General features: G+C 53.0%; 34 protein-coding genes. 6 read left to right on the forward strand and 28 right to left on the reverse strand.

What is annotated here, in order from left to right; genetic code table 11:
* The first annotated feature begins 11 nt into the window (after positions 1–11).
* Together Q8P05_05795 and Q8P05_05800 are read left to right on the forward strand one after the other, a co-directional pair.
* Entirely contained in the window at positions 12–581 is a 570-nt protein-coding gene (locus tag Q8P05_05795) for a hypothetical protein (protein ID MDP2666983.1), read from the forward strand.
* Between the two features lie 66 nt (positions 582–647).
* A complete protein-coding gene (locus tag Q8P05_05800) occupies positions 648–1,046 on the forward strand; it encodes a DUF202 domain-containing protein (GenBank protein MDP2666984.1) in 399 nt (132 codons plus the stop codon).
* A gap of 291 nt (positions 1,047–1,337) precedes the next feature.
* Here the strand turns inward: Q8P05_05800 and Q8P05_05805 are convergent, their stop codons facing one another.
* The 4 genes from Q8P05_05805 to Q8P05_05820 all read right to left on the reverse strand — a co-directional run bounded on the left by Q8P05_05805 (position 1,338) and on the right by Q8P05_05820 (position 7,402).
* Positions 1,338–3,782, reverse strand: coding sequence for a CDC48 family AAA ATPase (locus tag Q8P05_05805; GenBank protein ID MDP2666985.1), 2,445 nt, complete (start codon positions 3,780–3,782; stop codon positions 1,338–1,340).
* A gap of 38 nt (positions 3,783–3,820) precedes the next feature.
* On the reverse strand, positions 3,821–4,630 hold the full coding sequence (locus tag Q8P05_05810) for an NFACT RNA binding domain-containing protein (protein ID MDP2666986.1): 810 nt from the start codon (positions 4,628–4,630) through the stop codon (positions 3,821–3,823).
* Positions 4,627–6,834, reverse strand: coding sequence for a DNA topoisomerase I (locus Q8P05_05815; GenBank protein ID MDP2666987.1), 2,208 nt, complete (start codon positions 6,832–6,834; stop codon positions 4,627–4,629). Before Q8P05_05815 ends, Q8P05_05810 begins: the two co-directional genes overlap by 4 nt.
* Positions 6,835–6,934: 100 nt before the next feature.
* Positions 6,935–7,402: an Lrp/AsnC family transcriptional regulator gene (locus tag Q8P05_05820; GenBank protein ID MDP2666988.1), complete on the reverse strand. Its 468-nt coding sequence runs from the start codon at positions 7,400–7,402 to the stop codon at positions 6,935–6,937.
* A gap of 113 nt (positions 7,403–7,515) precedes the next feature.
* On the opposite strand from Q8P05_05820, the gene Q8P05_05825 reads away from it, so the two are divergent.
* Positions 7,516–8,307: an asparagine synthase-related protein gene (locus Q8P05_05825; protein MDP2666989.1), complete on the forward strand. Its 792-nt coding sequence runs from the start codon at positions 7,516–7,518 to the stop codon at positions 8,305–8,307.
* Here the strand turns inward: Q8P05_05825 and Q8P05_05830 are convergent, their stop codons facing one another.
* The 16 genes from Q8P05_05830 to Q8P05_05905 form a co-directional block, all read right to left on the reverse strand.
* A complete protein-coding gene (locus Q8P05_05830; protein MDP2666990.1) occupies positions 8,308–8,934 on the reverse strand; it encodes a hypothetical protein in 627 nt (208 codons plus the stop codon).
* Positions 8,931–9,236, reverse strand: a complete 306-nt coding sequence (locus Q8P05_05835) for a hypothetical protein (GenBank protein ID MDP2666991.1) — start codon at positions 9,234–9,236, stop codon at positions 8,931–8,933. Before Q8P05_05835 ends, Q8P05_05830 begins: the two co-directional genes overlap by 4 nt.
* Before the next feature lies 1 nt (position 9,237).
* Positions 9,238–9,882, reverse strand: coding sequence for a hypothetical protein (locus Q8P05_05840; GenBank protein ID MDP2666992.1), 645 nt, complete (start codon positions 9,880–9,882; stop codon positions 9,238–9,240).
* Positions 9,883–9,888: 6 nt separating this feature from the next.
* Positions 9,889–10,404 carry a hypothetical protein gene (locus tag Q8P05_05845; protein MDP2666993.1) on the reverse strand — a complete coding sequence of 172 codons (516 nt, stop codon included), beginning with the start codon at positions 10,402–10,404 and terminating at the stop codon, positions 9,889–9,891.
* Positions 10,405–10,443: 39 nt separating this feature from the next.
* Positions 10,444–10,824 (reverse strand): Mov34/MPN/PAD-1 family protein, encoded by a 381-nt coding sequence (locus Q8P05_05850; GenBank protein ID MDP2666994.1) that lies wholly within the window; start codon positions 10,822–10,824, stop codon positions 10,444–10,446.
* Positions 10,817–11,779, reverse strand: coding sequence for a hypothetical protein (locus Q8P05_05855; protein MDP2666995.1), 963 nt, complete (start codon positions 11,777–11,779; stop codon positions 10,817–10,819). Before Q8P05_05855 ends, Q8P05_05850 begins: the two co-directional genes overlap by 8 nt.
* Entirely contained in the window at positions 11,766–12,128 is a 363-nt protein-coding gene (locus Q8P05_05860) for a hypothetical protein (protein MDP2666996.1), read from the reverse strand. The genes Q8P05_05855 and Q8P05_05860 overlap by 14 nt, the downstream gene beginning before the upstream one ends.
* A 195-nt stretch (positions 12,129–12,323) precedes the next feature.
* Positions 12,324–12,743, reverse strand: coding sequence for a hypothetical protein (locus Q8P05_05865; GenBank protein MDP2666997.1), 420 nt, complete (start codon positions 12,741–12,743; stop codon positions 12,324–12,326).
* A complete protein-coding gene (locus Q8P05_05870) occupies positions 12,743–13,354 on the reverse strand; it encodes a hypothetical protein (GenBank protein ID MDP2666998.1) in 612 nt (203 codons plus the stop codon). Before Q8P05_05870 ends, Q8P05_05865 begins: the two co-directional genes overlap by 1 nt.
* Positions 13,333–14,451, reverse strand: coding sequence for a prepilin peptidase (locus Q8P05_05875; protein MDP2666999.1), 1,119 nt, complete (start codon positions 14,449–14,451; stop codon positions 13,333–13,335). The genes Q8P05_05870 and Q8P05_05875 overlap by 22 nt, the downstream gene beginning before the upstream one ends.
* A 3-nt stretch (positions 14,452–14,454) precedes the next feature.
* On the reverse strand, positions 14,455–14,628 hold the full coding sequence (locus tag Q8P05_05880; GenBank protein ID MDP2667000.1) for a hypothetical protein: 174 nt from the start codon (positions 14,626–14,628) through the stop codon (positions 14,455–14,457).
* Positions 14,629–14,667: 39 nt separating this feature from the next.
* Positions 14,668–14,829, reverse strand: a complete 162-nt coding sequence (locus Q8P05_05885) for a class III signal peptide-containing protein (protein MDP2667001.1) — start codon at positions 14,827–14,829, stop codon at positions 14,668–14,670.
* A 12-nt stretch (positions 14,830–14,841) separates the two neighbouring features.
* Positions 14,842–15,009, reverse strand: a complete 168-nt coding sequence (locus Q8P05_05890; protein ID MDP2667002.1) for a hypothetical protein — start codon at positions 15,007–15,009, stop codon at positions 14,842–14,844.
* Positions 15,006–15,929: a type II secretion system F family protein gene (locus Q8P05_05895; protein ID MDP2667003.1), complete on the reverse strand. Its 924-nt coding sequence runs from the start codon at positions 15,927–15,929 to the stop codon at positions 15,006–15,008. The genes Q8P05_05890 and Q8P05_05895 overlap by 4 nt, the downstream gene beginning before the upstream one ends.
* Positions 15,930–15,932: 3 nt before the next feature.
* Positions 15,933–17,126 (reverse strand): type II secretion system F family protein, encoded by a 1,194-nt coding sequence (locus tag Q8P05_05900; GenBank protein MDP2667004.1) that lies wholly within the window; start codon positions 17,124–17,126, stop codon positions 15,933–15,935.
* On the reverse strand, positions 17,126–18,940 hold the full coding sequence (locus tag Q8P05_05905) for a CpaF family protein (protein ID MDP2667005.1): 1,815 nt from the start codon (positions 18,938–18,940) through the stop codon (positions 17,126–17,128). Before Q8P05_05905 ends, Q8P05_05900 begins: the two co-directional genes overlap by 1 nt.
* A gap of 128 nt (positions 18,941–19,068) precedes the next feature.
* Between Q8P05_05905 and Q8P05_05910 the strand changes: the two genes are divergently transcribed.
* Positions 19,069–19,494 carry a hypothetical protein gene (locus Q8P05_05910; protein MDP2667006.1) on the forward strand — a complete coding sequence of 142 codons (426 nt, stop codon included), beginning with the start codon at positions 19,069–19,071 and terminating at the stop codon, positions 19,492–19,494.
* A gap of 72 nt (positions 19,495–19,566) precedes the next feature.
* Here the strand turns inward: Q8P05_05910 and dnaG are convergent, their stop codons facing one another.
* Both dnaG and Q8P05_05920 read right to left on the reverse strand, forming a co-directional pair.
* The gene (gene dnaG, locus Q8P05_05915) at positions 19,567–21,039 is read right to left on the reverse strand and encodes a DNA primase DnaG (protein MDP2667007.1); all 1,473 of its coding nucleotides are present in this window, start codon (positions 21,037–21,039) and stop codon (positions 19,567–19,569) included.
* Between the two features lie 24 nt (positions 21,040–21,063).
* Positions 21,064–21,450 (reverse strand): DUF167 domain-containing protein, encoded by a 387-nt coding sequence (locus tag Q8P05_05920; GenBank protein MDP2667008.1) that lies wholly within the window; start codon positions 21,448–21,450, stop codon positions 21,064–21,066.
* Positions 21,451–21,497: 47 nt separating this feature from the next.
* Between Q8P05_05920 and hjc the strand changes: the two genes are divergently transcribed.
* Positions 21,498–21,917, forward strand: coding sequence for a Holliday junction resolvase Hjc (gene hjc / locus Q8P05_05925; GenBank protein ID MDP2667009.1), 420 nt, complete (start codon positions 21,498–21,500; stop codon positions 21,915–21,917).
* Between the two features lie 30 nt (positions 21,918–21,947).
* Entirely contained in the window at positions 21,948–22,106 is a 159-nt protein-coding gene (locus tag Q8P05_05930) for a hypothetical protein (GenBank protein ID MDP2667010.1), read from the forward strand.
* Between the two features lie 71 nt (positions 22,107–22,177).
* Here Q8P05_05930 and Q8P05_05935 read toward each other — a convergent pair whose 3' ends face one another.
* From Q8P05_05935 to Q8P05_05960, 6 genes are all read right to left on the reverse strand, one after another.
* Positions 22,178–22,864: a hypothetical protein gene (locus tag Q8P05_05935; GenBank protein ID MDP2667011.1), complete on the reverse strand. Its 687-nt coding sequence runs from the start codon at positions 22,862–22,864 to the stop codon at positions 22,178–22,180.
* 6 nt (positions 22,865–22,870) lie between these two features.
* The gene (locus Q8P05_05940; GenBank protein ID MDP2667012.1) at positions 22,871–23,587 is read right to left on the reverse strand and encodes a hypothetical protein; all 717 of its coding nucleotides are present in this window, start codon (positions 23,585–23,587) and stop codon (positions 22,871–22,873) included.
* 22 nt (positions 23,588–23,609) lie between these two features.
* Entirely contained in the window at positions 23,610–24,383 is a 774-nt protein-coding gene (locus Q8P05_05945) for a GTPase (protein ID MDP2667013.1), read from the reverse strand.
* A 12-nt stretch (positions 24,384–24,395) separates the two neighbouring features.
* Positions 24,396–24,749, reverse strand: coding sequence for a peptidyl-tRNA hydrolase Pth2 (pth2, locus tag Q8P05_05950; protein ID MDP2667014.1), 354 nt, complete (start codon positions 24,747–24,749; stop codon positions 24,396–24,398).
* A 43-nt stretch (positions 24,750–24,792) separates the two neighbouring features.
* Positions 24,793–25,782, reverse strand: a complete 990-nt coding sequence (locus Q8P05_05955; protein MDP2667015.1) for a sigma-70 family RNA polymerase sigma factor — start codon at positions 25,780–25,782, stop codon at positions 24,793–24,795.
* 113 nt (positions 25,783–25,895) lie between these two features.
* Positions 25,896–26,408, reverse strand: coding sequence for a hypothetical protein (locus Q8P05_05960; GenBank protein ID MDP2667016.1), 513 nt, complete (start codon positions 26,406–26,408; stop codon positions 25,896–25,898).
* Positions 26,409–26,448: the final 40 nt, after the last annotated feature.

The raw sequence follows: 26,448 nt of genomic DNA on the forward strand, positions 1-26,448 counted from the left end.
CTCGTGATGGTATGAATACCCGGGAATTGACGGATCTCCTTATCTCCTGGATCACCCTTTCGGCGGCCTTTGCCCTGGTTTTCTCGAATGGGGGGTTTGGGTTGACGGGTTTCCTGCCCGCGCTCGCCATCTCATCCATCGCCGTGGGAACGGGGTTCCTGGTCCATGAACTGTCGCACAAGTATGTGGCCATCCACTTTGGGGCTAAAGCGGAGTTTCGGGCCTGGAACTTGGGGTTGGCATTTGCCTTGCTGGTGGCTTTGCTCGCGCGGTTCATATTCGCTGCGCCGGGAGCGGTATATATCTATGGAAAAAACCTCACCCTGAAGGAGAATGGCCTCATTTCCCTTGCCGGGCCGGCGGCAAACATCGTCATAGGGGTCATCGCTATTGGAATCGCCGTCGCCTATACGGGGAGCCAAATAGGGAGCGTGGCGGGATTCGTGGGGACGATCAACTTCTACCTGGCGATGTTCAACATGCTGCCCATATTCATATTGGATGGGGCGAAAGTATTCGCCTGGAGCAAGCTAGTGTGGGCGGCCGTATTTATCCCGCTGGTGATATTTCTATTCTTCTGAGGGTTTTCCATTTTTAGAGGAGGAAAGGGAAAAGCATTAATTAGGGAAGACCTTGGTGAGAGCACGATGCCAAAGGTTATCCCGGAAGACTTCTCGGTGGATATGCGAACCATCCTCGCCAAAGAACGCACCATCCTCTCCCACCAGCGCCTCCAGATCAACCTCATTGGGATAGGATTAGGATTGTTCGCCACGGGATTCACGCTCCTGCGGCTCGTTCCCACCGAAACCTTTTCATTCCGCATCATCGAGGCCGTATTCATATTTGGAGGGGGAATACTATGCACCCTGTCAGTCATGCAATACTATCACCTCAACAAACAGCTCAAAGAGTCCGAGGCTATCGAAGAATACCTGGCGCGGGAATTCAGGGTGGAACACATGGAGATGCCAGCGTACATCCATAAGCATCCGGCTCGAACCAAATCCATCGGGAAAACATTCTGGGATGCATTCATGCGCTGAAAAGACATGCATGCCCGCCTATTTTATTTAAATTTTTCCTAAAAAGATCGTTTTTTTGATGAAACTTCATCGTAAACGGTGTTTACGATGCCCGCAAAACACCGTTTTGCTTGGTTTCCTAAAAAGTTTCTTTTGATGAAACTTCATCGTAAACACCTTTTTTCGCCAACGCTTTTTCCATCGGAAAAAGGGTTGTTACGATGCCCGCAAAACACCGTTTTGCTTGGTTTCCTAAAAAGTTTCTTTTGATCCACTTTTTTTCTAAAAAGTTAATCTCTAGAAAAACTTGGATTACCCCACATAGTTTGGCTTGAAACCGGTGGGGGAGCGGGCTTTGCGGTACTCCGCGTAGGCTTCCTGGGCTTCCGGCGCCACGGAGGAGGTGGTCTTGGCTAGGATGTCTTCGAAATGCCCTTTGGTCACAATGGGTTTGTCGGAGGACGCGCGGGCGTCAAATAGCTTAATCACGTTTTCTTTCAGGGAATAAAGGTGGGATTTAGATAGGTCTTTGACGTGGAATTTTTCCAAAAGGGAATCATGGAGGGAATCCGAGGACAAATCCTCCACGGCCTTCTCGACATGCGCAACGAGTTCAGGAAGAGTGAGCTTCTCCTGTTCGGCTGACTCAAGATAAGCCAGAATGGCATCCCGGATGTACCAGCGACGCATCTCCTCTTGCATGGCGAGCAGAGCGGCTTCCCGGATTAATCCCGAGAGGTCGGCTCCCGAAAAGCCGGGGGTGCGCTTGGCAAGTTCGGAAGCGGAAACATTCTTGGCCACCGGGACCCCGCGTAGGTGGACTTGGAGGATGGATTCGCGCGCGCGCTCATCGGGAAGCTTGACCTCGATGATCTTGTCGATGCGGCCTGGCCGTAATAGACCTGGGTCAATGAGGTCGGGGCGGTTGGTGGCCGCGATGAAAATGACATCCTTCAATGATTCAGCACCATCTAATTCCGTCAGGAGCTGATTGACCATGCGCTCCCCCACTCCGGAATCGCCGCCCATGCCCCGAATGGAAGCGATGGCATCAATCTCGTCAAAGAACACGATGACCGGGGCCACCTGGCGGGCTTTCTTGAAGACTTGTCGGATGCCTTTCTCACTTTCGCCAATCCATTTAGATATGAGCTCAGGCCCCTTGATAGAAATGAAATTGGCCTGGGACTCGGTGGCAATAGCCTTTGCCAATAAGGTTTTACCGGTGCCGGGAGGGCCATATAAGAGAACGCCCCGCGGGGGACGGATGCCCATTTGAGTAAACGCACTGGGCTTTTTGAGAGGCCACTCGATGGCCTGCTGTAGCTCTTTCTTCACATCCTGCAGGGAGCCGATGTCCTCCCATTTGACATTGGGAATTTCAACCATCACCTCGCGCAGCGCGGAAGGTTGGATCTCGCGCAAAGCATCCTCGAAATCCGCCTTAATCACCTGCATGCGCTCAAGCACCTCTTCTGGGATGGTTTCCTCCTGCAGATTGAAATCAGGAAGGTAGCGGCGTAACGCCTTCATAGCGGCCTCCTTGGCCAAAGCCGTCAAGTCCGCGCCCACAAAACCATAAGTGATGTTGGCGAAATGATCCAAATCCACGTCCTTCGCCAAGGGCATTCCGCGCGTATGGATCTGGAGAATTTCTTTTCGCCCTTCCTTATCAGGAACGCCTATTTCTATTTCCCGATCAAAACGACCAGGGCGACGCAGGGCTTCGTCGATGGAGTTAACGCGGTTCGTCGCGGCGATAATAATGACATTGCCGCGCGCTTCCATCCCATCCATGAGCGAAAGAAGCTGCGCCACTACGCGACGCTCCACTTCTCCCACAACCTCTTCCCGCTTGGGGGCAATGGCATCAATCTCATCAATGAAAATAATGGAGGGAGCATTCTCATCGGCTTCCTTGAAGTACTGACGCACGCGCTCCTCCGCCTCCCCGACGAATTTACTCATAATCGAAGGCGCCGAAACCGAAATGAAATGCGCTTGCGTCTCATTGGCTACGGCCTTGGCGAGCAAGGTTTTTCCTGTGCCGGGTGGGCCGTGCAATAACACCCCTTTCGGAGGTTCGATACCCAGTTTGCGGAATAATTCTGGGTGGCGCATGGGGAGCTCAATCATCTCGCGGACTTTGTGAACTTGGTTGCCTAATCCCCCCACATCCTCGTAGGCCACCCGAGGAACGCCCTCTATTTCCCCCTTCACGGGCTCGTCCTTGAGGATGAATTGGGTGTAATCGGTAATTTTCACTATGCCACGGGGGTTGGTTTCTACGACGCGGTAAATGAAGCCAGAGCCGAAGACGGTGATCCACACATTATCCCCTCGTGAAAGGGGGCGGCCAATGAAGGTCTTCTTGAGGATGCGCTCGTACCCGGAAGCGATGATATGCACATCCTGAGTGGGGGCCAACACTACTTTTTGGGCTTCCTTGAATTGAGCGGGGCGGACGGAGACCTTTTCCCCCAGGTTCACCCCCGCATTATAGCGAATGAGATTATCCATGCGGATAATATCTTTTCCCTCGTCCTCGGTGCGGGCCGGCCAGACGATCGCCGCGGTCTTCTTGGAACCCTCGATCTCCACGATATCCCCGGAAGTGATAGCGAGGAGTTGTTTGGATTTGCGGTCTAGCGTGACGATGTTCCGCCCTACGTGAGTGGGAGAAGGTTCCTGCACCTTCAATACGATGGGTCGGCGTTCAGTGGCATTGGGTGCCTGAGGAGCGGGAGGGACAGCCATGACGTATTATTCTTATGAGAATAGCGAATATAAACCCTTCAATTTTCAACGGGACGCATGCTTAAAAGTCCATTGGGGAGGGTGCGAATGATGTCATCCAGGGGAGGAAGAATACCATCCCATTTTTTCCTGAGAAACGCAAGATAAGATTTAGCGACCTCGGATTTTGATTTCTCACCGGGAAGGATTTCCATAATATGATGCGCATGAGTTTGGACGGCGGTCAGGGGACCCCCCATCATGCGCGGACCATGAGAGGAGGGATGAACGCCCATGCCCATCCGGAGGAGAGGGGTATGCCAGTGGCGCTGGCCATAGATCATGAATGCCCCCTTCCCCAGGCTTTCCCCCGCAGGGGCTTTTTTGCTCACCTGCTCGGGGTAAACGGAATATACTTTTACGGAGAAAAGGCCTTTTTTCCAGATACTGGAATAGAGACCGGCGAACGATGCAGCCTCGCGGATATCTCCTTCCTGGGCGCGCAAGCGGCCTTCTTTCAACAGACAGTGAGGCGCGCCATGCGTGTCAGCATGGAAATAAAGATCCTTTTCCTCCATGTGGCGCTTAACCAATACCTCATTGGAATGCGCATCCCTCCCGCCGACGATAAGGAGGCCATTCGAGGTGAGACACCAGTGGAACTTCTCATACCAATCCACCTTGCGCCGGATGAGGGGTTTGGGTTTTTGTTCGACCACGGATTTTTTATCCAACAGCGCCCGCTTCTCCTCGACAAGACGTAATCCTTCCCGGGCGCCCGCGATCTTCTGTTTGAGACGTTTGGCTTTCTCGAAGAACGCAGTGGCATTGGCTTGCGCGGACTTGGAAGCGTCCAAAACGATCTTCATACATCCTCTGGAGGGAGAGGGGATTTTTTAGGTTGCTTGCGTGAAGGTGAAGCCGAGCGGGAATGGGAAAGAGTTTTTGGGGGGGCTGAGGGTGGGGGAAATGAGGGGTTTGGGGGGGAAGGGGAAGAGGGACTTGTTTTAGGTGCGGCAGCACTAGCGAGGGCGATAGCCGCTTGCTTGCGTTTCCATTCATCCTTGGAAGGGCAATCCATGTTGAGACAAATTTCGAGCTTGAAACGAGAGCCCGTGAGAAGGATCATGGGGGCATGGCAATGCGTACATTCCTTCTTCAGGGAGGAAAGGTTCCCTTTCTGGGGAAGAGGATAGGTCTGCGTGCAATTGGGATAGTTGGAGCAGCCGAGGAAACGTTTGCCCGTGGCGCCCGCCCGACGAATGACCAGGTTTCCCTGATCGCGGGGGCAAATGGCCAACACATCCTGGTGGATGAACGCCTTTTTCAGTTCGACGGCGATATCCATCTTGTGCTGGAGGAGTTGAGCGAGCACATCCTTCAACATCTTTCTGGAATCGTCCACCACTAGCTCCTTTTTCTTCTGCCCATCCGCGACCTGGTCCATTTCTTTCTCCAAGTCGGCCGTCATTTTGGGTTGAGTGACGATCTCGCAATGCCGCTCAAGAGAATCGATGACCGCGAACGCTATCTGATTGGGTTCCACGCTCTTGAGGCCGGAGATGTATTTTCGGGAGTAGAGTTTTTGGATCACGGAATGACGCGTGGATTTCGTTCCGAGTCCTTGGTCCTCCATTATCTTCAACAAACCGGATTGGGAGTAGCGGGTGGGGGGAACGGTTTCTTTCTTGAGGAAATCTATTTTTTTGATGGCCACCACATCGCCCGATTTGAGAGAAGGGAGAATGACTTCCTTGAGCACTGAATAAGGATAGACGGCTTTCCACCCTGGAGAAAGAATAGTCTGCCCATTGGCGATGAAAGGTTCGTCCAGGATGGATAGTTCCACATTCATGTTTTCGGTGTGCGCGGCCTCCAGGAACGTGGCTAGGAAACGCCGGGCGATGAGATCGAAGACCTTCCATTCCTTCTCACTCAACCGGTGGTGGGGAGGAATCTTAGTGGGGTGGATGGGGGGGTGGTCCTTGGATTCCTTGGCGCCCCCGGAAGGGGATAATGGTTTCTGGAGAATCTGGTCCACAAAAGGGATGTAGGCGGGATGCGCTTTCAATTCACCTAAGAGCTCGTGCAAATCTAAAGTATTGGGATACACTGTGTTGTCGGTGCGGGGATAGGAGATGTAGCCCTGCATGTAGAGACTTTCCGCGATGTTCATGGCTTGGCCCGCGCTCAAACCTAATACAGTGGCGGAGCGGAGGAACTGGGTGGTGTTAAAGGGCAATGGTTTGGCGATCGTGCGCTGGCGCTTGGTGACTTTCTTTACTACCCCCTGATGGGTGTTGAGGAGCTTATCATGGATGGATTTGGCTTTCTCTTCCTCCCAGAACTTGCCTCTGGCATGGGTCGCATCGAAGGAAATGTTGTCCTTCTCGGCATGGGCGATGAGCTCCCAAAAGGGTTTGATTTGGAAGGCCTGGCGTTCCTTCTCGCGGTTCACGATGATGGCGAGCACGGGGGTTTGCACGCGCCCCACGGAGATGAACTCTTTGCCCACGCGATTGGCCATGAGGGAAACAAAACGGGTTAGTACGGCGCCCCACACTAAATCTATTTCCCTCCGGGAATCGGCGGAATCGGATAAGTGATAATCCACGGGGGACAACGTAGAGAAACTTTTTTGTAATTCCTTAGGGGTCATGGCGGAAAAATAGGCGCGTTCCACCTTCACGTGAGGGTTGGTCTCCTGGAGGATGCGGAGAGCCTCCACTCCAATGCTTTCCCCTTCGCGGTCCGCATCCGTGGCAATGATAACGAGCGTGGCCTTCTTTCCCATTTCCCTCAAGAGAGATGCGATGGCCGGATCAGATGGGAGGTAGTCGATGGGGGCCTGTACGAGGGTTTGAAGATCGGTGCCCTTCCAATATGAAAAACGTGGGGGAAAATTCACCTCAACGACATGGCCACGGAGAGGGAGAACCATGTGTTCCTTCCCCTGACGGGTGAAAGAAAACGATTTTGCATGGCCGCGCTGGTTCATCTTAATCGGGGAATCTGAAAGAACCTGAGCGATGCGCTCGCCCGCGATGGACTTCTCGGCGATGATGAGAATCATAGGGGAAACAAGGGAGGAATCGGTTTAATAGGGGGGAGGGGAAAACTTGAAAAACACAAAAATGGGGAACATTGAGAGATAATGGAAATGGGTAATGGTTTCAGAACCGCTTCTGGAAAGGCAGTGCCGGGAGGGAGTGGAGTTTTTTTTCCACCACCACGGGGAGGGAATGGAGTTCCTTAATCCCATCCACGTAACCCAATTCATCCAGGAAGCGCTTGGTGTGATTCATATCGGGGCATACCGCTTTCACCATGAAGGCATGCTCGCCCAAGAGCTCATGGAATTCGAGGATGGGTTCGAGGTCAGTGAGGCGTTTAACTATTTGTTTGTTCTTGCCTGGATCAGTCTTGAGGAGAATGAAGATGGGTTTACCGAAACCCAACGCATCTAGGTTGAGATCGGCTTTCACGGATTGAATAATCCCCTGGCGGCGTAAACGCTCGAAACGCTTCTTGATGGCCACATCCGTGAGCTTGGTCTCCCGCGCCAGCTGGGAGAACGAGGCGCGCCCATCATCGAGGAGTCGTTGAAGGATGAGGATGTCCACTTTGTCCAGGTCGCGCATGCTCCATAAAGGGGAGTGGGCTATTAAAATGGTTCGGAATTCGAACCCCTTTTGAGAGGTGAGTAAAACGGGCTGGGAGGGCCTAAAAAAGGAGTTGTGGGGGGTATTATCCTATGATTGGGAATGAACTAACCGGGATGGTGCCCCCATCGGAACCGGATTTCGAACGTCTGGGCCGAGCGCTGACGAACGCGATTCGGAAAATAGTTCCAGCGGGAGAAAAGGTGGGGATTGCCTTCTCGGGGGGATTGGATTCGGGGGTGCTGGCTTGGGTTGCTCGGGAGGGGGGGATGGATATTCAGTTGATTGTATGCGGGACCGCGGGATCGCATGATGTTTCAAATGCAATAGCGTACGCAAAGGATTGGGGTTTATCTGTGTCGGTGGAAACGCTTACTGGAGAAACGATACGGAATGATCGCGAACAAGTTAAACGTATATTGCAAACGGAAGATCGCCTGCAAACCATGTTGGGGGGAATTAATCTGGCTATGGCCCGCCGGGCCCATGCCGAAGGGTTGACTCACGTGATTGTTGGAACGGGAGCGGATGCTATTTTTGCTGGATTTTTCATTTTCCAAAAATACAGGGACGATGACAGAGGATGCGAGCAGGTTCGCGCTGAAAAAATGGAGACATTGCAAGGTTTGGATATCCCGCGGGAAAACGCCTGCGCGAGGGAATACCAAATTAACCTGCATGCACCTTACATGGATCCCATTTTCATGGAGGAAGCCCTGAAAATCAGTGCCATCCGGAATCTGCAGGGGAAATACGGGCCGCTGCGGAAAGGCGTGTTGCGCGAACTAGCGGAAAGGATGAGGGTTCCCGAAGCGATCGTACGGGCACCCAAGAAAGCCATGCAGTATGGGAGCGGTGTTTCTAAAATAGTGGGAGGGCTCTGATTAGATAGTGCCCATCACATCTACTTCCACATATTTGGGTTTGGGAGGGGGCAACGCATCCACTCCTAACGCATCGGCGACGAGCAAATCGCATTCCGCCGGATTTGCCGCATTTACGGTTGACTCGATTACTTTTCTGATAACGAAGGGTTGCTTCAATGTCAGCGTGATATCCCCCACCGTGCGGGTGCAGGTGAGAAGGGCATAGGAACGCTTGTTGCTCAGGACTTTTCCGCAATTAATCCCGCAACCAGGCTCATAAACGATCTCGATATCCCCACTTTCATCAAGATCGGCCGTGCACGACAACCCGAAATTGTTTGTCATGTAGTTAGAGGTCACGGTCCAATAGGATTGGACGGCTCTCGCAAAGTCGACATTGCTCAGGTCGGGACAACTGATGCCATTAGAATTATCGTTTTTCATTTTATCGTAAATGGCATCCGCCGCGAAATTCTGGAAGGCATTACGGGCGAGGAAATGATCCTTGGCGAGGAGTTGTTCGGCGAGAAAAACCGTGTCCCGAGTGTGATCCAGGCGGGACTGGGAGGTATTGGAATAGATGAGGCTGATCAACAAAAGCACCCCCATGAGGGCGATGAATGCTGAAAAGAATCCCCTGTTCATGGAGCCACCACGCACCGGGTCATCGAATCCCATGAGCTGGAATCAGAAGGATTGAGGAGATTGGTCGTCACGATCGGGCGGAAGGCCACGTCACAGGCGTATTCGGCATTTGGGGGAATGGTTGGGTTGGGGGTGGGGTCGCCATAGAACCAGGCGATGGCCGCATCACGGGCCTCCAATTCGAGGGAGACGGATAATTTGGAGGGGAGAGGATTAAGGGAAGTGGAGATAATCACGAGGAGCAGGATTACCAAGAGTGCGGCGAACACCATGTCGATTGTGAAGATGAATCCTTTTCGCATGTTATCGCTTCCACACCGTAATCCGCACCCTATTCAAATCGACCCCGCATAACCCATCCATGCATTTTCGCAGACCAATGGGATCGGGATGGGCATCAAATAGGAGCATTTTCCGCTCGATCGAAAAAAATGGTTGTCCGGGTGGGCGCGGGGCGAAAAGCATTTTGTGCTTATAACCTGGGGTGTCCAACCGGAATAAATAATCATTGAACAAATCCAGAACACTCAATCGGGCGCCCGCCGGACGGTCGACGAAGCAATTGAGCATGGGTGATAACTCGTAATCAGTGGCCCAGGCCGATGATTTCAATGGACCCACCACCCCTAAGTTTGAGATTGACCGGGTGGTATTGGGTCCGCAGCGGATATTTTCTGCCCACTGTTCGTCAGTAGAGAGAGTACAATTGGTAAACTTGAATTTCCTACTTTGCCCATCAAAGCACAAGGAGACGACTATTTCAGGATGTGAGGTCAAAGCGGCGGCAGCCAGGTTGGTCACCCGAACGAGCTCGGCGTACTCTTTTTCCTCTTGAGCCAGATAAACCTGTTTCTCGGCCTGGCCGAGAACCAAGCCCAGGGCGAGGGTGAACACAACAGCGGCGAGCACCACGTCGAGGGTCCAGAATTGTCCACGGGGATTAACCATTATCCATCACCTGATCGAAAAATCATATCCACAGTTAGTAAAATCCAGTTTGGCCCAACGTTGAAATTGCTCGGGCGCGATGAGATTCCGGTCGACATACACATCGTCCGCCAGCCCGGTTTGGGTGGAGGGGATGACAATCGACAAGCCATCCTGCTGGTCAGTCGCATTGGGATTGTCAAAGAATTGGAAATCGAAAAGGCAATCGTATCCGCCCGCTTGAGAAAGGCCCTTCACGGGGAGGGTGGGTATCGTGCCCGTGAATTTGGTGTATTGGTTGGTTTTCTGAGGGAGATTGATACCGCCTCCCAAGCCATAAGGGATATTGGAATGAAAATGCTGATGAGTATAGATGGTGAGCTCGGCCACGGCATCCAGGTTTTCGCGGGCCTGTTGGCGGATGCTGATCTCCAACTGGGATTTCTGAAACCCATCCACCACTCCCGTGAAAGCAAGGAGGGCGACGAGAACAATGATGAGGGAGAGGACCAAATCCAGCCCAGTCTGCCCGCGGGAATACATGAGGGGAGGAACAAAACCGCGCTTTTAATGCTTGCACCTCTATTCGATGATTGCCAGGGGGACACGGTGGCCCTGGTTATCATAGGCGCGGAAATCGGACAGGGAGTAGGGATGGCCCAGGATGAGATGGATCTTTCCAAAGCGTGCAAATATATTGCGGTCGGCCGAGGATGCGCGCATGTCGGGGGAAGGGTGGGAATGCACGATGCCTAAGACGAAGGGATCGTAGGGGGATAAATCCAATCGGATCTGGGAATGGGTCTTCCCAAATTCGGCAGGGAGGATCACGAGCTCGGAGATATGTCGCGGCCGTTGGGGAGAAGAGGCAACCAGGCAGATGAATTCATCCGGGTATACTTTCTTGGCGGCCATCATCAGATTGGCGAGGACGAGAGGGGAAATAGTATACGTCTCAGGCATAAAACCATATGATAGGGAGGAGTAACACCCACATCCCCAAGGAGGGAGGTTGGTGATAAAAATGAATCATCTGGCGCAGGGAAAAGGCCAGCACCCCCACGGCAATGGCGGCAAAACCACCGAAGACCAATAATCCCACCCATTGCAGAGCAGTCCAGAGTGAAGGAGGAATAGAGAAATGCGCAGGAATGAGCGGCCATATTCCCCATGCGAACACGAGAGCAGCAAGGATGAGGAAGAGCATGGATAGGATGTCGGGGGGAATGTCGAAGGACACCCAGGCCGCAGGATAGGAACGCACACGCCCTTCCAGGAGGACGAAGCCTAAGCTGAAGATGAGGTTGGCTGAAATGAGGGAGAGGGAACCCCGCTCGCCTAACCACAACGCGCCGGCCAACCCGGGACCTAAACCGGGGAGGAAACCCATGACCGTTCCCATGGTCGCGTGTGTTCCGCTTTCGCCTAAGGACTCTTTTCCAGTTGAAGGATTTTCATGCGGCCAACGATTACCAAAGAAGCCCGTGAACCAAGCGGGGAGCGCGAGAGGAATTGTCCATTCGTGCAGGGTCAACCAGCCCGCGAGCATGGCGACGCACCCTAATGATAAGTAGGCGAAACGGCCCATGGGAAAACGAACAACGGCTAAGAGGATGGCCGCGGCGAGGATGAATGGGAGATAAGCTTCGAGGGAGTAAAAATGATCTCGGTAAACCGCAAATAAACCCAAACCGATGGCGCCAAATCCCCATCCAATGAGCAATTCATGAGGAGGAAAAAAAGAAGAGGATTTGGTTATGGACACTAATCCCGCGGCCGCCAAACCAATGACAGCGTACCCTGGAAATAGGGGAAAGAGGACACTTCCCCAGATAAGCAAAGGGATGAGCGAAGGCAAACCCCCCCGGAAAAGGAATAAACCAATAATAACGAAAAGTAGGATTTCAAACCCGGGCACAGGCGCTCACCCTTTCCACGACGCATAACCGGCCGCGTAATGTCTGCTCGATTCGGGCTTGGATGCGACAATTATCCTTAGTGAAAAGAGAGGGGAATGGAGCGGGGTGGCGCCAGTAGCAGGTTACCTTACCCTGGTTGGAGGCATCGAAGACGAGAGCGGTTCCCGAGGAACGGATGTTGGAAAGGGTGGCATCGAAAATGACGCGGGAGGGAAGGGGAAGCGTGTGAATGGATTGAAGGTTTTCAAGCGAGCGGATGGAAGACTGGTCCTGGAAATGAAGTAAAAGGATCATGCCTAGGCCCAGGAGGATCCAGGGAAGAGGGGCATTCATGCGGGGGAAGGCCATGGAAAAGGATTAAAGGATAGGGAAAAAAAATGGGTTTTCCTCACCCCCTTGAATGGCGAAGTATGAGTTTTTTTACGAAACTTTTTGGAAAAAAATTGATCAAAACAACCTTTTTTGGAAAAAAAAGGGTAATCAAAAAAACGATCTTTTTTGGAAAAAAATATCTTTTGACCAAATATTTTTCATAGACCCGAATTAGCAAGTGATGGGAGTAGGTGTCGGTCCGGATTGGCCACAATAATAAGGAGAACCGTTTTCATTGACGAGGAAGAAAGAAACCGTTCCATAATTATTGGCGGGGTCGATGGCTTGGCATACTTTTGTGCACCCGCCTCCCCCGCGCAAAGCAACACCGGTATCGGATGTCATGGTGCCGCGGAGGGTGACATGCATGGTGAGGTCATTGCTAGGATCCAGGGTGGGTTGGATTTGGATGATGCGGAGAGGGAAATTATTTTGTTCGAGATAAGGGAGGAGGGCAATCTTCACATTGGCGGCGGCATGCGTAAATTGCTGGTTCTCCAGGAAAGGCAAGCCCACCCCCAACCCAACAAGAAGAACAAAGGCAATGATGAGAATGGTCTCCAAAGAGGCTTGGGCGGCGGGCCCGCGCATCATCTCACCACCACGTTCACGTCTGGGAAAGAACCCGATTGGGGATAAACAACATCGATGCGGAGCGTTTGGGAAAAGCCCCGCGAGCCGGATTGGACGATGAAAGGAGTTCTGGATTCGGCATTGCACAATAATTGGTTGAAACGATCGGGAAGAAGGATTTGGCGGGCGCACTCATAAGGGGTAACAGTGGCGGCGGAACAACCATGGACAAGCAAATTCTGCGGCCCTAATGACCCTGAAATATCCGACCCATCATAATTGAACACCGGGCGGTACAATTGTGTGGCGACGCTCAGGTAACCGGTAGAAGAATTGCCGGGGACGCAGATGAAGCGACTGTGCTTGGGGAGGAAGAGGGTGATGGTTTGGGAGGCATTGGCGTCCTGTTGCGCCCCGAGAGTGGCGAACAATTGATCGATACGCTCGAGGTCGGAAGTAAGTGAGCCCACTTTGGCCACATCCTCCATGGATTGCTGGAGACGCTCGCCCAGGGGGACAATAATGGTCATCACGATGATGAGGGCTAGGAGGAGAATGAGGACGAATTCGATGGAAGCCTGGCCCTTCTGCCGGGGGAGAAGATGGTTCACGGGAACCACCAGACCCAAGGAATATCCCCCAATAGGTTGAGGAGGAGATAGGCTAACAGCACCGCGGGAACAAAGGGAGCGGAGGCCTTGATGCGGATGTGGTTTTCCAACTCCCCTTTTTTGACCAAAGACTTCAATTGGGATAATTGGTCATCCGTCAATCCCGCGGCACTCAGGGGGTTGGCTAACACGAGTGAATGGACGGGGGGAATGAACCACTGCATGACCTCCGCGGGGGTTTTGGCCTTAATAAGCGTTGCAAGGGGAGGACGGGTTTTTCGGGCTGGCTTACCGTGTTCCACCACGATCAGCTCGCCCGGGATCTCCCCCTCATGAAGGGAAGTGATAGGGCGAATCTGCACCAGCACATGCTTTTTGGCGAAACCGAACCAGGAAATAAGTAATGATATTCCGGCGAGAGCGAGGAAAGAAAGGGCGAGCGTGGGAAAGAGGGCGGGATTGAGGAACAAAGAAAAGGCCCCTCCCACGGCTATGAGGTATTGAAGGGGTTTGGGGGAGAAAGAAAGGATGAGGAGGACGGGGAGTATTTCCCACGTGGCGGTGGGAAGGAAGTAGAGAACGAAGCCTGACCAAAGGATGATGTGGGAAGAACGGAGGAGAGCGGACAAGGATTGGTTGATCCATTCCTGACGAAGGGACTTGTCCTTCAACGCGAGGAGGGAGAGGAAAGCCGTGTAGGGGATGAACATGATGATGGAAAAAAGGAAGAGGGAAAACATGAAAATGGGCCAATCCGAAGGACGGAAGAGGGGGAGGCCTTCCCACACGAAAGAAATGCCGAAGAAAGAACCCAGGAGGAAGGGATTGTAAGGGTTGAGGGCGGCGAGACCGGTGAAGAGCTTCACATCCCCTCCCGCCCAGGCTCCAAGCTTCCAGAGGAGGTAGGCGGCGAGGAAGGTAAGCAGGATCACGGCTCCTGTGATGAGTAACTGATTCAGGTCACCGGTCTGGAAAAAGGAAGCCAGGGCAAATAGGATTCCAAGAAAGAGAAGGGAATAGGTAACCCCATCCGGGATGATGCGCTCCTTGAAATCGGTGTAGGTGCCGACGGCCAAGCCAATGAGGGACAAGAAAAAAGAAATGAGGGGAAACATAGGTTATCCCCCAAGGAAATTCAGTATGGCTTCCTGGCGCAACTGCTCGATGTTCTTCTCCGCGACCTGTGAAATGGCCGCCACTTGGAATGCGAGCAAGGCCGCGACGGTGGCCAAGAGAATGCCGAACGCCACCGTCAGCAAATACTCGAGTGCCACCTGGGCTTTTGCATCCATGGGAATCACGAAGCGATTACTCCCGGTTATTATCTTACATTATCTTACTACGTGCGTGGTGAAATCATTCAAATTATTCGACACGATGGTATTGGTTTGTCCGGATGTCGTGATGATAATCAACAGCACGATCGTGGCGATCAGCACCGCCCCGCCAATCAGCAGCAGGTACTCCAATGCCCCTTGTCCTCGGTTATCCATATTCTCCCTCCTTCATGAGATGTTAGACACGATGTCATTCGTCGTTGATCCCACTTGCGGGGACAACTGGTTAAGCACTTCTTTGGCGATGAGCGCGGCCGTGGTGGCCAGCAAAATGACGATGCCGGCGACGAGGACCAGTTCGATTGAAGCCTGGGCCTTTTGTTCGTTCCACATCATGCGCTCACCCCTAGGAATGCTCCGATCACCACGCGGGAGACGAAGAACACCATGTAAGCAACCAGTAGCAACAAGGGGGCGTATAAAAGGCTTTTGGATACTCGGCCGTCGCGCATCACCCCCACGATGACCGCGGTGGCGATGGCGAGGATGAAGATGTAGCCCTTCAAGGCGAGAACAATGAGGTCGCGCGCGTTTTGGATGGCCAGGAGACGGATGCCGGTTAACCCCCCTGCTTGAGAGGAGGTGGTGATGAGGAATTGGACAATAACGGAGACCAGGCCGAAGATGAAAGGAGCTACGATAATACCAGCCGTGACCATGAAGATGACCTGAAGAATGGTTTTGGTTTTCCGCTCCTGGGCGATGCGGTTCATCTCCCGCACATCCCCCGCAATGTCATCGAGGATGTCCGCTAGCGCCGCGCCCGCGCGGACCGTATCCACGATGATGGTGATGACCCGGCGAATGAGCTTGGACTCCACCACGCGCGACATGGAGAACATGGCATTCTCGAAATTCTCGCCTTCCTCGAGTTTACGCAATACCTTCTTCATCTCATCGGAGAGGGGACCATACTGGGAATTGGCGACCTCGCGCAAGGCATACTCATACGTGGCCCCCGTCTTGAGGGTGTCGGAGATCTGCTTGAGGGCATCGGGAAAACTCTCCTCAATGAGTTCGATGCGGCGGCGCCCTTTCAAATAAGGAACACCAATCATCATGTCCAGGACGATGAACAAACCCAAGAGAGCGAAAATAGGCTCGTTGATTCCAATGATCTGAGTTCCGAAGAAGATCAGGGCGCCCGCGGCGAGGGACGCGATGAATGATCCCAATACCCAGAGCATCACCGGAACATCGATGCCGGCCTGGAGGAGGTAATATTCGTAGTGGTCGATGAGCGTTCTTTTTTCCATGGTTCACACCCTCGGCTGGGACACATAAAGGTAGTAGGCGATCATCCCCAGGATGGCAGGCATGAGGAGGAAGAAGTACATGAGCACGACGATGGGAGTCAGAGGGATCGCGAAACCTAATGGAAGGCCGCTGTTGGCGATCGCAGCCATAACCCCCACAAAAACAGGAGCGACGATGCCCATAAAGATGAAAATGACCCCGAAGAAGTTGAGGCGCTCGGCGTAATCGCGGACCTTCATCTGCAACTCAAAACTTACATCGGTGGCGATCGTGCCCATGATCTCGGAAAGGTTTCCTCCCGTGCGGAGGGCCCGGATGACATGACGCAAGGCATTGGCGAGGGGACGCGATTGGGTGCGGGCCGCGAAATGGCGCAAGGCATCCCGGGTATCGGTGCCTTCCTCTATTTCCGCAATGGTGCGAGAAAATTCCTCGGATAACACCCCATAATCGGCCTTGGCAATCGTCTGAATAGTCTTATACAACCCTATCCCCGCCCGCAGTTCGGTGGCCATATGACGCAAAGCAAAAGGGAGTTCGGTGCTGCATTGCTCCCCCCGCTGACGGGCAATTTCAGAAGGTATGAGGAAACCGACGATGATGGTGAGGAGGGAGAGAAAAATGGCCCCCAACAAAGGGAGTAGGATACTCAAACCGAGTATGAGAGGGGAGAGCTGCAACCCTTGTTGCTCGCCCAGGAAACGGAGGAGGAAAAAGAGGAGCTCGCCGAAAACGAAGGAGACGATGAACACCAACACCGATGCCACCGTGATCATCGCCACCCATTGGCGCGCGGAATAAGGGAGGTTGGCGGAGTATAAGTAATAGTTGAGCGTCTTCATCTGGGGAAATTTCTCTATCACTTTCCCCAGTCGCTCGAACACACCCTGGAAGGAAAGATGCATGCCTCCCAGGAGACGAGCGAAAGGACTTTTCATGTCACGCAAGGCTTCTATGCCCTGCACATCCACCTTCTTCCGCTCATCGGAGATGATGCCCTTGAGTTCGCCCAGGCGCCCATGCACCTCGTTGAACTCCAATCCTTCTTTCTTGTAGCGGTCCTTCATCCGCTCAACAATTTTCTCAATCTGCTTCTCCTGAATCACATCCTCATTGGCGGATTCGAGAAAGCCCTTTCGCTTCTTCTTTTTCTGCTCCTCAATCCGTTCACGGATACCGGAGATGTCGGCGGGCATCAGAGTTCCCCCACGTACTGCTGGGCGGCATGCGACACATCCGCCATATCCCTTAACCCGCGATCCACCATACTTTGGAGGAAACGTTCCCGACGTTTTAATTCTGCCTCCAATTCCTCCACGGATTTGCCGGATAGGGAGGAAAGCCGGTCTAAATACTGAACGGGAAGGCTGGAACGCTGGAGCTCATCCTTGATGGGATCCCAGGAGAACACCGCATGAGTTTTTGGTTTTCCCTCGATGACCCCCGTGACCTCTGAAATCTCGGTGATGCGGCGATAGGAACCGCGATGGGCTGAATGAAAGAGGTTTTCAACAATCACAAAATTCAAGCCGGAGAGCATGGCCTGGGGAACATCCATGGGGGGACTAGTCACGCGCACTAATGTTTCGGCCGCGGAGTTGGCGTGGATGGTTCCTAAACTACCATCATGTCCCGTATTCATGGCGGTGAACAAGGAGAAGGCCTCGTTGTGCCGCACTTCCCCCACGATGATACGATCGGGACGCATGCGCAGGGAATTTTTAGTAAGGATGTCCAGGGTGATTTCCCCTTTCCCCTCCAACCCGGGAGGACGCCCTTCCAGGCGGATCCAGTGACGGAGGGGAAGGTTTAATTCAGACGTGTCCTCGATGGAAATGACGCGTTCGCTGGCGGGGATGAAGGAACATAAGACGTTCAACAAGGTTGTCTTCCCTGAACTCGTGCCCCCGGATATCAGCATGTTGGCGGGTTGCGTGCGCATCCCATCGACGCACAACCAAAGGAAGGCAGCGGACTCCACGTTCAACGTTTTGTAGGAAATGAGGTCGATTAAAGAATAAGGGTCCTCCCTGAATTTTCGCACCGTCAATGTGGAACCTGAAACCGAGGCGGGAGGAATGGTGGCATTCACGCGCGACCCATCGAGGAGACGCGCATCCAAAAGAGGAGAGGAGATGTCCACGCGTCGTCCTATCTCCCGGGCGATACGGTTGATGATGTCTTCAATTTCCCCATCACTTGAGAACTGCACATTGGTCATCATCATGTCGTATTTACGATGAAAAACATACACGGGTTGAGTGGGACCGATGACCATTATTTCCTCGAGGAGATCATCCTTGATCAGGGCATCAATCAACCCATAACCCACCATCTCGGAGACTACTGCTTCCGCATAAAAGGAGAACTTATGGGAAGGAACCTTCAATTCGGGGGAAACGCGCAGGATGTCCTTGACCTGTTGGGCGTAGACATTGCGCTTCTGGATGGGATCACGAATACGGTAGGGGGTGATGCTGATGAGACGGGTCGTGGCCTCTTTCAAGGTGTTGATGATGGCGCGCTCGCTGATGGTGGGACGGGCGACGGGCACCCAATAGTAGAGCAGAGGCTCATCCTGGACGCGGTAAATCTTGGTTTCCCCATATTCCTCCAATAATGTCTTGGGCTTCCCCTCCATGACCTGCTCGAAAGAGGTTTCGGATGCGGTTTGAGCATCCTTGAATGATTGCACCAACCCTTTTGTTGGGAGAGCGAGATCTTCCTTGAGGGGGGGCAAGGAAATGTTTTGGGGGGAATCTTGCGGGAGGGAGGCGGGAGCGGGAGCGTTTTCCGTGGGGGAAGCATTGGAGGGAATGGAAGAACGGAGCTGATTGATTTTCTGGAGGAGCGCATCCAGGTTTTCAGGCTGCGTAGGAGGGGGAATTTCATCCGCGACCCGGGAGACGAGGGGTTTGGAAGAGGAAGCGGAGGGCGGAGTGGAAGGGGGTTTGGCTCCCTTGCCGGTTACCAAGTCCTTAAGGTAATCTTTAGTAGATTTGCCAGCCATATATGCTCCCACGGGAAGGAAGAATTGGCCTATATAAAGGCGAGTTTTGGGGGGAAAAGAAGGAAAGGAGGGAAGGCCCCCGTTTAAATAGAAGAAGGGAATGGTGGGAGAAGCAGGAGCGTGGAACGATGCGACGCATCATGGTTTTCCGGTTGGGTTCAAGGGATGTTCATTTACCGAAGCTCTTCGGAGCATTCATCATGCTCGCCGCCACGCTCATGCTTTTGCAATCCCTGACAAGTATGTTTGGGTCATGGGAAAACGTGAAGGAAATCCATGGGTGTATCGATGCCGCCAACGCGGGGGCCGCGAGCATCACCACGTGCCAGACCCAAGCGTATTATGCGTTCGGAATATTATTGCGCGCGGGACAATACAGATTAACGGATATGCAGATCGCATCTGGATTACTGACGCCCATTGCGATGGTGTTCTTCTGGGTCGCCATGCTGATCATCGGGGTCGCGTTCTACCGCTCCTGGCGGATGACGTTGCCGGTGGAAGAAAATACTTTTCGAGTGAAATCATCAGCGACATGGAAGAAGAAGCGATAAAAAAAGAATGGGGGGAAAATGGCCCCCCGGTTATTTTTTATTTGATATTGGTTGGATTAGATGACGGAATGCTCATTCCAAAACCAATGTTTTCACGGGCGAATCCGCGAATTTCCCACGCTTCACGCCCACAACTAGATCAACACCGGCCTTTCCCGCGGCATCGACGAGACGCTTGGTGATGATCCCATCGTACACGATGACATGGACGTTTTTGGCATCCTTCAATTTGGCCACGAGGGTGCGCACGGGAACCTCTTCCAACACCTTATGTTTGGCATCCAAGAAAAGGGAAATCTTCTTCCCCTTTACCTTTTCGAGGAAAGGGAAATAGGCCCCCTTTTCTTCAGACGAGATGATGGGCGCCGATTCGGTGACGCTCGGTATGTCAAAGGTGGGGAGCTTTTCCCTGTTGGATGGTTGGAAGGAACGACGCTCGCTTTCATGGGTTGGTGGTTGAGGAACATCCCCAAACGTGCGGTGAATGCGCACCGGTCCGCGAGTGGAAGGAGGGTGGCGGCCGGCTTTCCGCGGATCCATCCCGGATGGGGGGCTGATATCGCGGAAATGAGTTTGAGTCCCCAATCCCGGGGTGGGGCGTCTGAACCCTACTGCGGGGGAAGGAGCAGGCCATTGGGAAAAAGTTGGTTGGGGGGTATCCGGGCGGCGCTCAGGAAAGGAACGCTGGCTCCTCCCTAACTCGCGAGAGGAAACCCCTTGGTCCTGCAAGAACTCCTCAATTACCCGGCGGCGGCGGAGGGCCTGGATGATCTCCTTCTGCTGGAGCTCCTCCACTTCCTTCCCATCGGGGGCCTGCGCCACCGTTTCGACGCGGGCCAATTGGATGAGCTTGCGCGCATTCAATACTCCCCCACGATCGCCATCCACAAAGAGGACGAGGGGCTTACGCTTGGAGAGGGCAATGATATCGGATGCAATTTTTGATCCTCCCATTCCAATGACGTTTTTGAAGCCATGACGGAGTAAATTCAAAACGTCCGCACGACCTTCCACCACAATCACTTCCTCCGCCGTGTCAATATCGGGACCCGCGGGAAGTTTTTCCCGGCCGTACTCCACGAGGTTGCCCACGCGGAGCTGGGAACGAATTTCCTGAGTTAGAGTATCTATTTCGGGAGCGGAATCCAGCTTCATGCGCTGCAACAGCTCCTTGGCCCGCTTGGCGATGTCATCGCGCTTGCTCTTGCGCACATCATCAATGGTTTGAGTGACAAAGCTGGATTCGCAGGGACCCACTTTGTCCACGGTTTCGATGGCGGCCGCCAATACGGAGGTCTCCGCCATGTCCATGGAGGTGGGCACATGAATCTCTCCCGAGGTGTTACCCCCATCCTGGCGGACGGACACTTCAATCCGACCGACACGCCCCTTTTTCTGGAGCTCACGGAGATCCATTTCCTCACCTAAAAGGCCTTCGGATTGCCCAAAGACCGCGCCCACGATATCGGGCTTGTCGACGATGCCTTTGATTTGAAATTTAATCTTGATGAGGTACTTGACCGCATCCACATATGTTTTTGCCATGTTGGTATCACTCGCAGTGTTTGTTCAGTTTTCTTTTGGAAGACGTCGGCGGGCGAGTACGCGAAACAGGTCGCGTTGAGAAAGGCCTATTTCAAGCACCTTGCGGTGGGAGGAATGGCCCCTCACGATGTTGGTGGGCGCGCCCAACAGGCGCGCGCATTCGTGTTCTATTTCACGATTAGCCAACCCGCCTTGAGGGGACGCATGGACGTGGAGAATCCATTCTCCGGTCCAGGCATCCGGTTCAACAAAACCGAAGACAGGTTTCCGAGTTCGAACCCGGACCCGTAAAAGGGTTTTATTGGAAACAGGTTTGAGGCCACCTAGTGAATAAACGTGAATCATCAATTGCCCGCCCGAGCGGACTTCTATCAATAATGGCTGGAATGGGTTTTTTAAACAAAATGGCATTTGGGGGCGAAAAAGGCCCTTAAATAGGCCAAAAGGATAGGGGGGGTATGACATTCTACACCAAGGGAGCTAATGCCGAAAGGGAATTATTGATGCTCCTTTATGCCGCGGGAATGGCCGTTTGTCGGGCCGCGGGATCGGGAAAAGGGAAGAATAACATCCCCACTCCCGATGCTATCGCTTTGCGGGGAGGGAAGATCTATGCATTCGAATGCAAGGCCTGGAAGAAAGGGAGCCTGCACATCTCCCACCAGCAGATGAATGATTTGGAGGCATGGTGCGGAATGGCGGGAGCGGAGTTGGTGATCGCGTGGAAGATCCCCCGGAAAGGGTGGTGGTTTTTCACCAAAAAGGATTTGCGGCCACTGGAGAAGAGCTATGGAATAACGCAAGGAGAAGCGTTTGCCAAGGGGAAGCGAATCGCGCACTTTACGCATGTTCCACTAGTGGTGGGGGAACTGACGTAGGCTTAAATGCCTGTAGGAGGGGAATAGGGTATGGAACCCCTGGAAGTCATCATTGAGGAATTAGAACAACTGCGGAACAAACAACCCTCCTACCGGGCCCGCGTGTACCTGGAATGGGCTATTGAGAATCTGAACAAATTCGACACCCTTGAAAAAGAAGGGATTGTCAATCGAAGCAAGAAGCAGTGATTATTCCATTGAAAAAAATATTACTCCATTGAAAAAAACCCTAATTGCAAATCTTCTTGGCCCGGCATGCCTCACACCAGCGTAGCGACGAACATTAGAGTGACCCCGATCATGCCCATGACGATGAAGATGAGCACGGAATCGATGGCGATGGTGGCGCCGAAGTTGACGATGAAGAGGTAGAGGTCGGCGAGGATGAAGAGCAATCCTACTCCCAGGAGGAGCATGCTGGTGAGCCTGTTCTGCGTGCCGATGCCGCGGAGTTTTATTTCATCCTGGTCAACCTTGACCTGCTGCATATCCTTCCCCAATTCATTCACGCGCATGCGGATGCGCTCGGAGAGATCAGTGAATTTCTGGACCACATCCACTGTCTGAGTTTCAAAGGTACGGCGCTGCTTGGAGACCTCATTCTCATAGGATTGGAGATCGGCTTTGATCTGCTCGAACATCTGGTGGCCCACGGCCTGCATGGAGGTTTGGGTTTCCTTCTGAATGAATTGCTTGAGGGCCTCTTTCTCCTTTTCGACGTCCAGCTTGACGAGCTTGTTAATTTCGTTCTGGAGGAGAGCGAAGGTATCGGCCTGGGCGAGGAGGAGGAGACGCTGGGCCTTCTTGGGTTCGACCCCCAATTGGTTGAGGGTTTGGATGATGGCATCCTCGGATTCGCCCTCGCGCACCATGTTCTGGATAATTTCAATGATGCTGGGAGGCGTTCCGGGTTTGGGGGTGGTTTGAGTAGGAGGAATCGAGGGCATGGAGGGTCACCCGGAGGGAGCATCGCCATTCGCACCATTCTCGACGAGGAAGATGTCGAGCACGTGGGCCTGCTCCACGATCACGAGGGTCTGATTCAAAACGCGTATATTAAGGGATAGGTCTTTCGCCTCGGAGGAGGGGGTAAAGGGAAGAGTGACGGAGGCGCATGTCCCGGGCTGTATAGTCCAGGATTGGGGGGAGGGATTGGGAGCGATGGAGGAATCACTGAGACGCAACTCCACGCGAAGAGGAATGGGAAAATTTTCCTGATTGCATGCCCGAACAACGGGTTCCACGGGAACATCCACGAAACCAAAATCGGGATATGAAAACGTGAGGAGCACATTGGGGGGCACTTGATTGGCCCGGGCGGCGATCACGAGCTGTTGGGATAAATGATAGGGGGCGGAGGCCTCGAGGACGATAAACCCCTGGTCGGCATACTCGGGGAGGAGCAGCACGGGGATTTGGTCTTCGGGTTGCAAGGAGGGAATATGGTGGAGGGGGATCTTCTCCCCCGCTTTCACGTATACGATTTGGATGTCTCGAATGAGGTGGACGGATTCATTGCGGATAGTTACAATGCCATCCTGGTTGGTGGGATCGGGATGCAAGGAGAGACCGGTGTTGAAGGAGAAGAAATAGAGGAGGGCGAGGCCGAAGACGAGGTAGAGGACAATCATCACGCGCACGACGCGCTTGCGCCGGTCTTCGGGGAGCATGCGAGAAAAAAGATTGGACGCTTTAATTGGCTTTCCCTGGAAAAATGGGTTTAGCGCCCTGCTGCCAATCCAGGAGGAGCTTGAGGGCCATGGCACGGGTATCAGGCAACCCCCCCTTCCGGAGACGATTGAGTTTTACCGCTAGATTTTCGAGGCACTCATATCCATCCGCCCCTTCGAGGTCTACACCGTATTGGCGTTGAATCCACGTGCCCCAATGGGGATGGGTAGGCAACCATTCGAGCAATTGCTCAGCGGCCGTCTGAGGATTTTTTACCTGGTTGGGGGATTTAGCATTCACTAATACGAGACGGAATTCATCGCGTTCAGCCAGGGGAATAACCCCAGGTGTGTCAAGGAGGTAAGTATCCTCTTTCAGCTTGATCATGCTCCGCCCTCGCGTGAAACCGGCTTGTTTGGAGGTGGGGGCGGCATGGCGGCCGGCGAGAGCATTGATGACGCAGGACTTCCCGGCATTGGGATAGCCGACAACCGCTATTTTGCCCCCATGAGGGAGGAGGGAGAATAGGAGGGTGCGGAGGAGACGGATGTTTTTTTTGGGAGTGCAGGAGATAGAGACAATTTTCAGGTCGTCCGAAAAGGTGCGGGTGACGCGGGGAATATCCTTGGGAAGCAGATCCATCTTGTTGAGGATGAGCACCACTATTTTTCCGCGACGCACCAGCTCCTTCTCGAGCGGGCGGTTCTGCATGATGTCGGCGAAACGGGCGTCGACTACTTCCAGGACGACATCGGCCTCTTTGATGGCCGCGAAAGCGTGCTTGGCGAGACCCATTAGGAAAAAAGGTTAAAGCAGCTTTAAATGACCCGTGTATTTGTCCACATCCGACTCCCGGGCGGGACCAATGCCAATACAGGTTTTAGTGCCAGGAGTTACTTGCGTGTGACCCGCGTCGGCGATAAGGGCGGAAGGGAAATGGTTCTTCACCTGCTCAAACAAATGAAGCAGCTCTTCCTCGGAAGACACTTTAACCACGATCTTCTGCGCCCCCTCATCCAACCATTCCTGCCAAGCCGAACCATACTTCCTTTCCTGGGACTTGAGAAAGGCCTGGAGGGACGCATGCGCGCACTGGGCGGCGAGCTTGCCCTTGCCCAATTTTAAGTCGGAACGAATGACGAGGACTTGAGTGTAAGCCATGATATGAGGAAGAAACTATGATTGGGTAAATAAACGAGGGGGGTTACTTTAGGCGGAGTTGAAGATAGTATTGGAATTTTTGGATTATTCTTTTCAATTCTTTGGACATGTTTCCTTTCGACATGCCTAATTCTCTCGCCAAATCTTTCGCTAACTCCCCATGACCAAAAAGTCGGATCAACAATATGCGTTCCTCCGGAGGTAATCGACTCAGGGCATATCGAATAGGTTCCGCCCACTCCATGCGATTGCTTTGAACTACCGCGGATGGGTCCTCAATGAATTGGCGGATGAGTTGTGAGCGTTCACTCCGCCTTTCGACGGGAACATCCATTGATACTACCTTCTTTTTGCGTCGAAGTGTCCCTTGTTGCTCATTTAGAAATTTCCAGCTTTCAAATTTGGCAACCTTTTTCAGGTAGGGATCCAACTCCCCTTTCTCTGGGTCGTAGAGGAACAAGGCTTCGCACAATTCCATTAAAATGGATTGATAAACTTCCTCACGATGGGGTAAGCGCCACAATTCACGCATGATCAATTCTTTTTTGGACTCCACTATTTTTATCGCTTCTTCCATGGTCGCGACATTCTTTTTTTCACGGAAAGCCAAAGCGGGATTTTGAAGGATTCCCTCCCGCTCGAGTGTATTGAGGATGCTCCTGGCTAAATTGGAAGGAAGAGTGGTACGGAGTTCTTCCGCAAATGCCTGGTAAGCGTCTCGGTATTTTTTTCGGTTTTGAACATCCAATTTGGGGGCATGTTTAAGGAAAATTTTATGGCCCGTTTCGAGCAAAGCCATTCGGTGGCTGACCTCTTTCTTATATTCTCTTAGGAATTCAGGGATCTGTTCCTTGGGAAGAGTGGCCATGATTCCCCTTACCTGCGTGTCGTGGAGCTTTTTGACCAAAGGCGGCCGTTTTCTCTCCTCGCCTCTGCTCCAATGGGGTATTCTTACTCCTGCCGTCGACTCGAAACGCAACCGTGCCAAATTCTGAGCGGCCCTTTTAGCATTAGGAGTGCGCGAGGGAGGCATTATGGTAGAACGAATTATCTCTATAAAAATGACATACCCCCGGCCTTGACCGTTTAGGATTAAGCTGTTTTGATGAAACTTTTTACTAAAAAATTTCGTATGAGGGAAAGGAGCTAGCGGGGGCGGTAGATTTCGGTGTCATTGGTGACGGTGGTGGAATACTTGGATTGGGCGATCTCCTCGCGGGCCTGCTGGCGGAGAACTTCAAACGAGGGTCGGGGTTCTTCTTCCGCGGGAGGGGAAGCAGGGGTTTCGGGGTTTCCATCTGACGAAGGGGAAGTGGGTTGGGGCGTTTTGATGGTTTCTCCGGAACGGACTTCACGGAGGGTCACCGTTTTGGTGATGCCATTATCCTCCCATAAGGAAGCGAATGGAGTGGGGGAATGGATGTCGAGCCACACCTTGCGCTCGGAAGGATGCGCATACCCCTTTAATGTATACAACCGGTTGTAGGCGATCTGGACCTTGCTCTCTTGGATGGCATCCACGGTGAACAAGTAGGACCCATTTTTCAACACCTCGAACTGGTCCCCTTCCTTCACGGAATGGGAACGAAGTTCTCGCTTCTTGGCGAATGGCGGCTTCCAATCCTGGCGCAACTCTTCCACTTCGATGACCGCTTGCATACAACTATCACTCCTAAATTGACGGATGACACGAGAACGG

It is taken from the genome of Candidatus Diapherotrites archaeon, assembly GCA_030688545.1.
GTDB lineage: Archaea > Iainarchaeota > Iainarchaeia > Iainarchaeales > VGJJ01 > VGJJ01.

What these genes read in the sequence shown, in the direction of transcription:
- Q8P05_05795 (MDP2666983.1), top strand. Translation starts at nt 12, where the DNA reads ATGAATACCCGGGAATTGACGGATCTCCTTATCTCCTGGATCACCCTT.
- Q8P05_05800 (MDP2666984.1), top strand. Translation starts at nt 648, where the DNA reads ATGCCAAAGGTTATCCCGGAAGACTTCTCGGTGGATATGCGAACCATC.
- Q8P05_05805 (MDP2666985.1), bottom strand. Translation starts at nt 3,782, where the DNA reads ATGGCTGTCCCTCCCGCTCCTCAGGCACCCAATGCCACTGAACGCCGA.
- Q8P05_05810 (MDP2666986.1), bottom strand. Translation starts at nt 4,630, where the DNA reads ATGAAGATCGTTTTGGACGCTTCCAAGTCCGCGCAAGCCAATGCCACT.
- Q8P05_05815 (MDP2666987.1), bottom strand. Translation starts at nt 6,834, where the DNA reads ATGATTCTCATCATCGCCGAGAAGTCCATCGCGGGCGAGCGCATCGCT.
- Q8P05_05820 (MDP2666988.1), bottom strand. Translation starts at nt 7,402, where the DNA reads ATGCGCGACCTGGACAAAGTGGACATCCTCATCCTTCAACGACTCCTC.
- Q8P05_05825 (MDP2666989.1), top strand. Translation starts at nt 7,516, where the DNA reads ATGATTGGGAATGAACTAACCGGGATGGTGCCCCCATCGGAACCGGAT.
- Q8P05_05830 (MDP2666990.1), bottom strand. Translation starts at nt 8,934, where the DNA reads ATGAACAGGGGATTCTTTTCAGCATTCATCGCCCTCATGGGGGTGCTT.
- Q8P05_05835 (MDP2666991.1), bottom strand. Translation starts at nt 9,236, where the DNA reads ATGCGAAAAGGATTCATCTTCACAATCGACATGGTGTTCGCCGCACTC.
- Q8P05_05840 (MDP2666992.1), bottom strand. Translation starts at nt 9,882, where the DNA reads ATGGTTAATCCCCGTGGACAATTCTGGACCCTCGACGTGGTGCTCGCC.
- Q8P05_05845 (MDP2666993.1), bottom strand. Translation starts at nt 10,404, where the DNA reads ATGTATTCCCGCGGGCAGACTGGGCTGGATTTGGTCCTCTCCCTCATC.
- Q8P05_05850 (MDP2666994.1), bottom strand. Translation starts at nt 10,824, where the DNA reads ATGCCTGAGACGTATACTATTTCCCCTCTCGTCCTCGCCAATCTGATG.
- Q8P05_05860 (MDP2666996.1), bottom strand. Translation starts at nt 12,128, where the DNA reads ATGGCCTTCCCCCGCATGAATGCCCCTCTTCCCTGGATCCTCCTGGGC.
- Q8P05_05865 (MDP2666997.1), bottom strand. Translation starts at nt 12,743, where the DNA reads ATGCGCGGGCCCGCCGCCCAAGCCTCTTTGGAGACCATTCTCATCATT.
- Q8P05_05875 (MDP2666999.1), bottom strand. Translation starts at nt 14,451, where the DNA reads ATGTTTCCCCTCATTTCTTTTTTCTTGTCCCTCATTGGCTTGGCCGTC.
- Q8P05_05880 (MDP2667000.1), bottom strand. Translation starts at nt 14,628, where the DNA reads ATGGATGCAAAAGCCCAGGTGGCACTCGAGTATTTGCTGACGGTGGCG.
- Q8P05_05885 (MDP2667001.1), bottom strand. Translation starts at nt 14,829, where the DNA reads ATGGATAACCGAGGACAAGGGGCATTGGAGTACCTGCTGCTGATTGGC.
- Q8P05_05890 (MDP2667002.1), bottom strand. Translation starts at nt 15,009, where the DNA reads ATGATGTGGAACGAACAAAAGGCCCAGGCTTCAATCGAACTGGTCCTC.
- Q8P05_05895 (MDP2667003.1), bottom strand. Translation starts at nt 15,929, where the DNA reads ATGGAAAAAAGAACGCTCATCGACCACTACGAATATTACCTCCTCCAG.
- Q8P05_05900 (MDP2667004.1), bottom strand. Translation starts at nt 17,126, where the DNA reads ATGCCCGCCGACATCTCCGGTATCCGTGAACGGATTGAGGAGCAGAAA.
- Q8P05_05905 (MDP2667005.1), bottom strand. Translation starts at nt 18,940, where the DNA reads ATGGCTGGCAAATCTACTAAAGATTACCTTAAGGACTTGGTAACCGGC.
- Q8P05_05910 (MDP2667006.1), top strand. Translation starts at nt 19,069, where the DNA reads ATGCGACGCATCATGGTTTTCCGGTTGGGTTCAAGGGATGTTCATTTA.
- dnaG (MDP2667007.1), bottom strand. Translation starts at nt 21,039, where the DNA reads ATGGCAAAAACATATGTGGATGCGGTCAAGTACCTCATCAAGATTAAA.
- Q8P05_05920 (MDP2667008.1), bottom strand. Translation starts at nt 21,450, where the DNA reads ATGCCATTTTGTTTAAAAAACCCATTCCAGCCATTATTGATAGAAGTC.
- hjc (MDP2667009.1), top strand. Translation starts at nt 21,498, where the DNA reads ATGACATTCTACACCAAGGGAGCTAATGCCGAAAGGGAATTATTGATG.
- Q8P05_05930 (MDP2667010.1), top strand. Translation starts at nt 21,948, where the DNA reads ATGGAACCCCTGGAAGTCATCATTGAGGAATTAGAACAACTGCGGAAC.
- Q8P05_05935 (MDP2667011.1), bottom strand. Translation starts at nt 22,864, where the DNA reads ATGCCCTCGATTCCTCCTACTCAAACCACCCCCAAACCCGGAACGCCT.
- Q8P05_05940 (MDP2667012.1), bottom strand. Translation starts at nt 23,587, where the DNA reads ATGCTCCCCGAAGACCGGCGCAAGCGCGTCGTGCGCGTGATGATTGTC.
- Q8P05_05945 (MDP2667013.1), bottom strand. Translation starts at nt 24,383, where the DNA reads ATGGGTCTCGCCAAGCACGCTTTCGCGGCCATCAAAGAGGCCGATGTC.
- pth2 (MDP2667014.1), bottom strand. Translation starts at nt 24,749, where the DNA reads ATGGCTTACACTCAAGTCCTCGTCATTCGTTCCGACTTAAAATTGGGC.
- Q8P05_05955 (MDP2667015.1), bottom strand. Translation starts at nt 25,782, where the DNA reads ATGCCTCCCTCGCGCACTCCTAATGCTAAAAGGGCCGCTCAGAATTTG.
- Q8P05_05960 (MDP2667016.1), bottom strand. Translation starts at nt 26,408, where the DNA reads ATGCAAGCGGTCATCGAAGTGGAAGAGTTGCGCCAGGATTGGAAGCCG.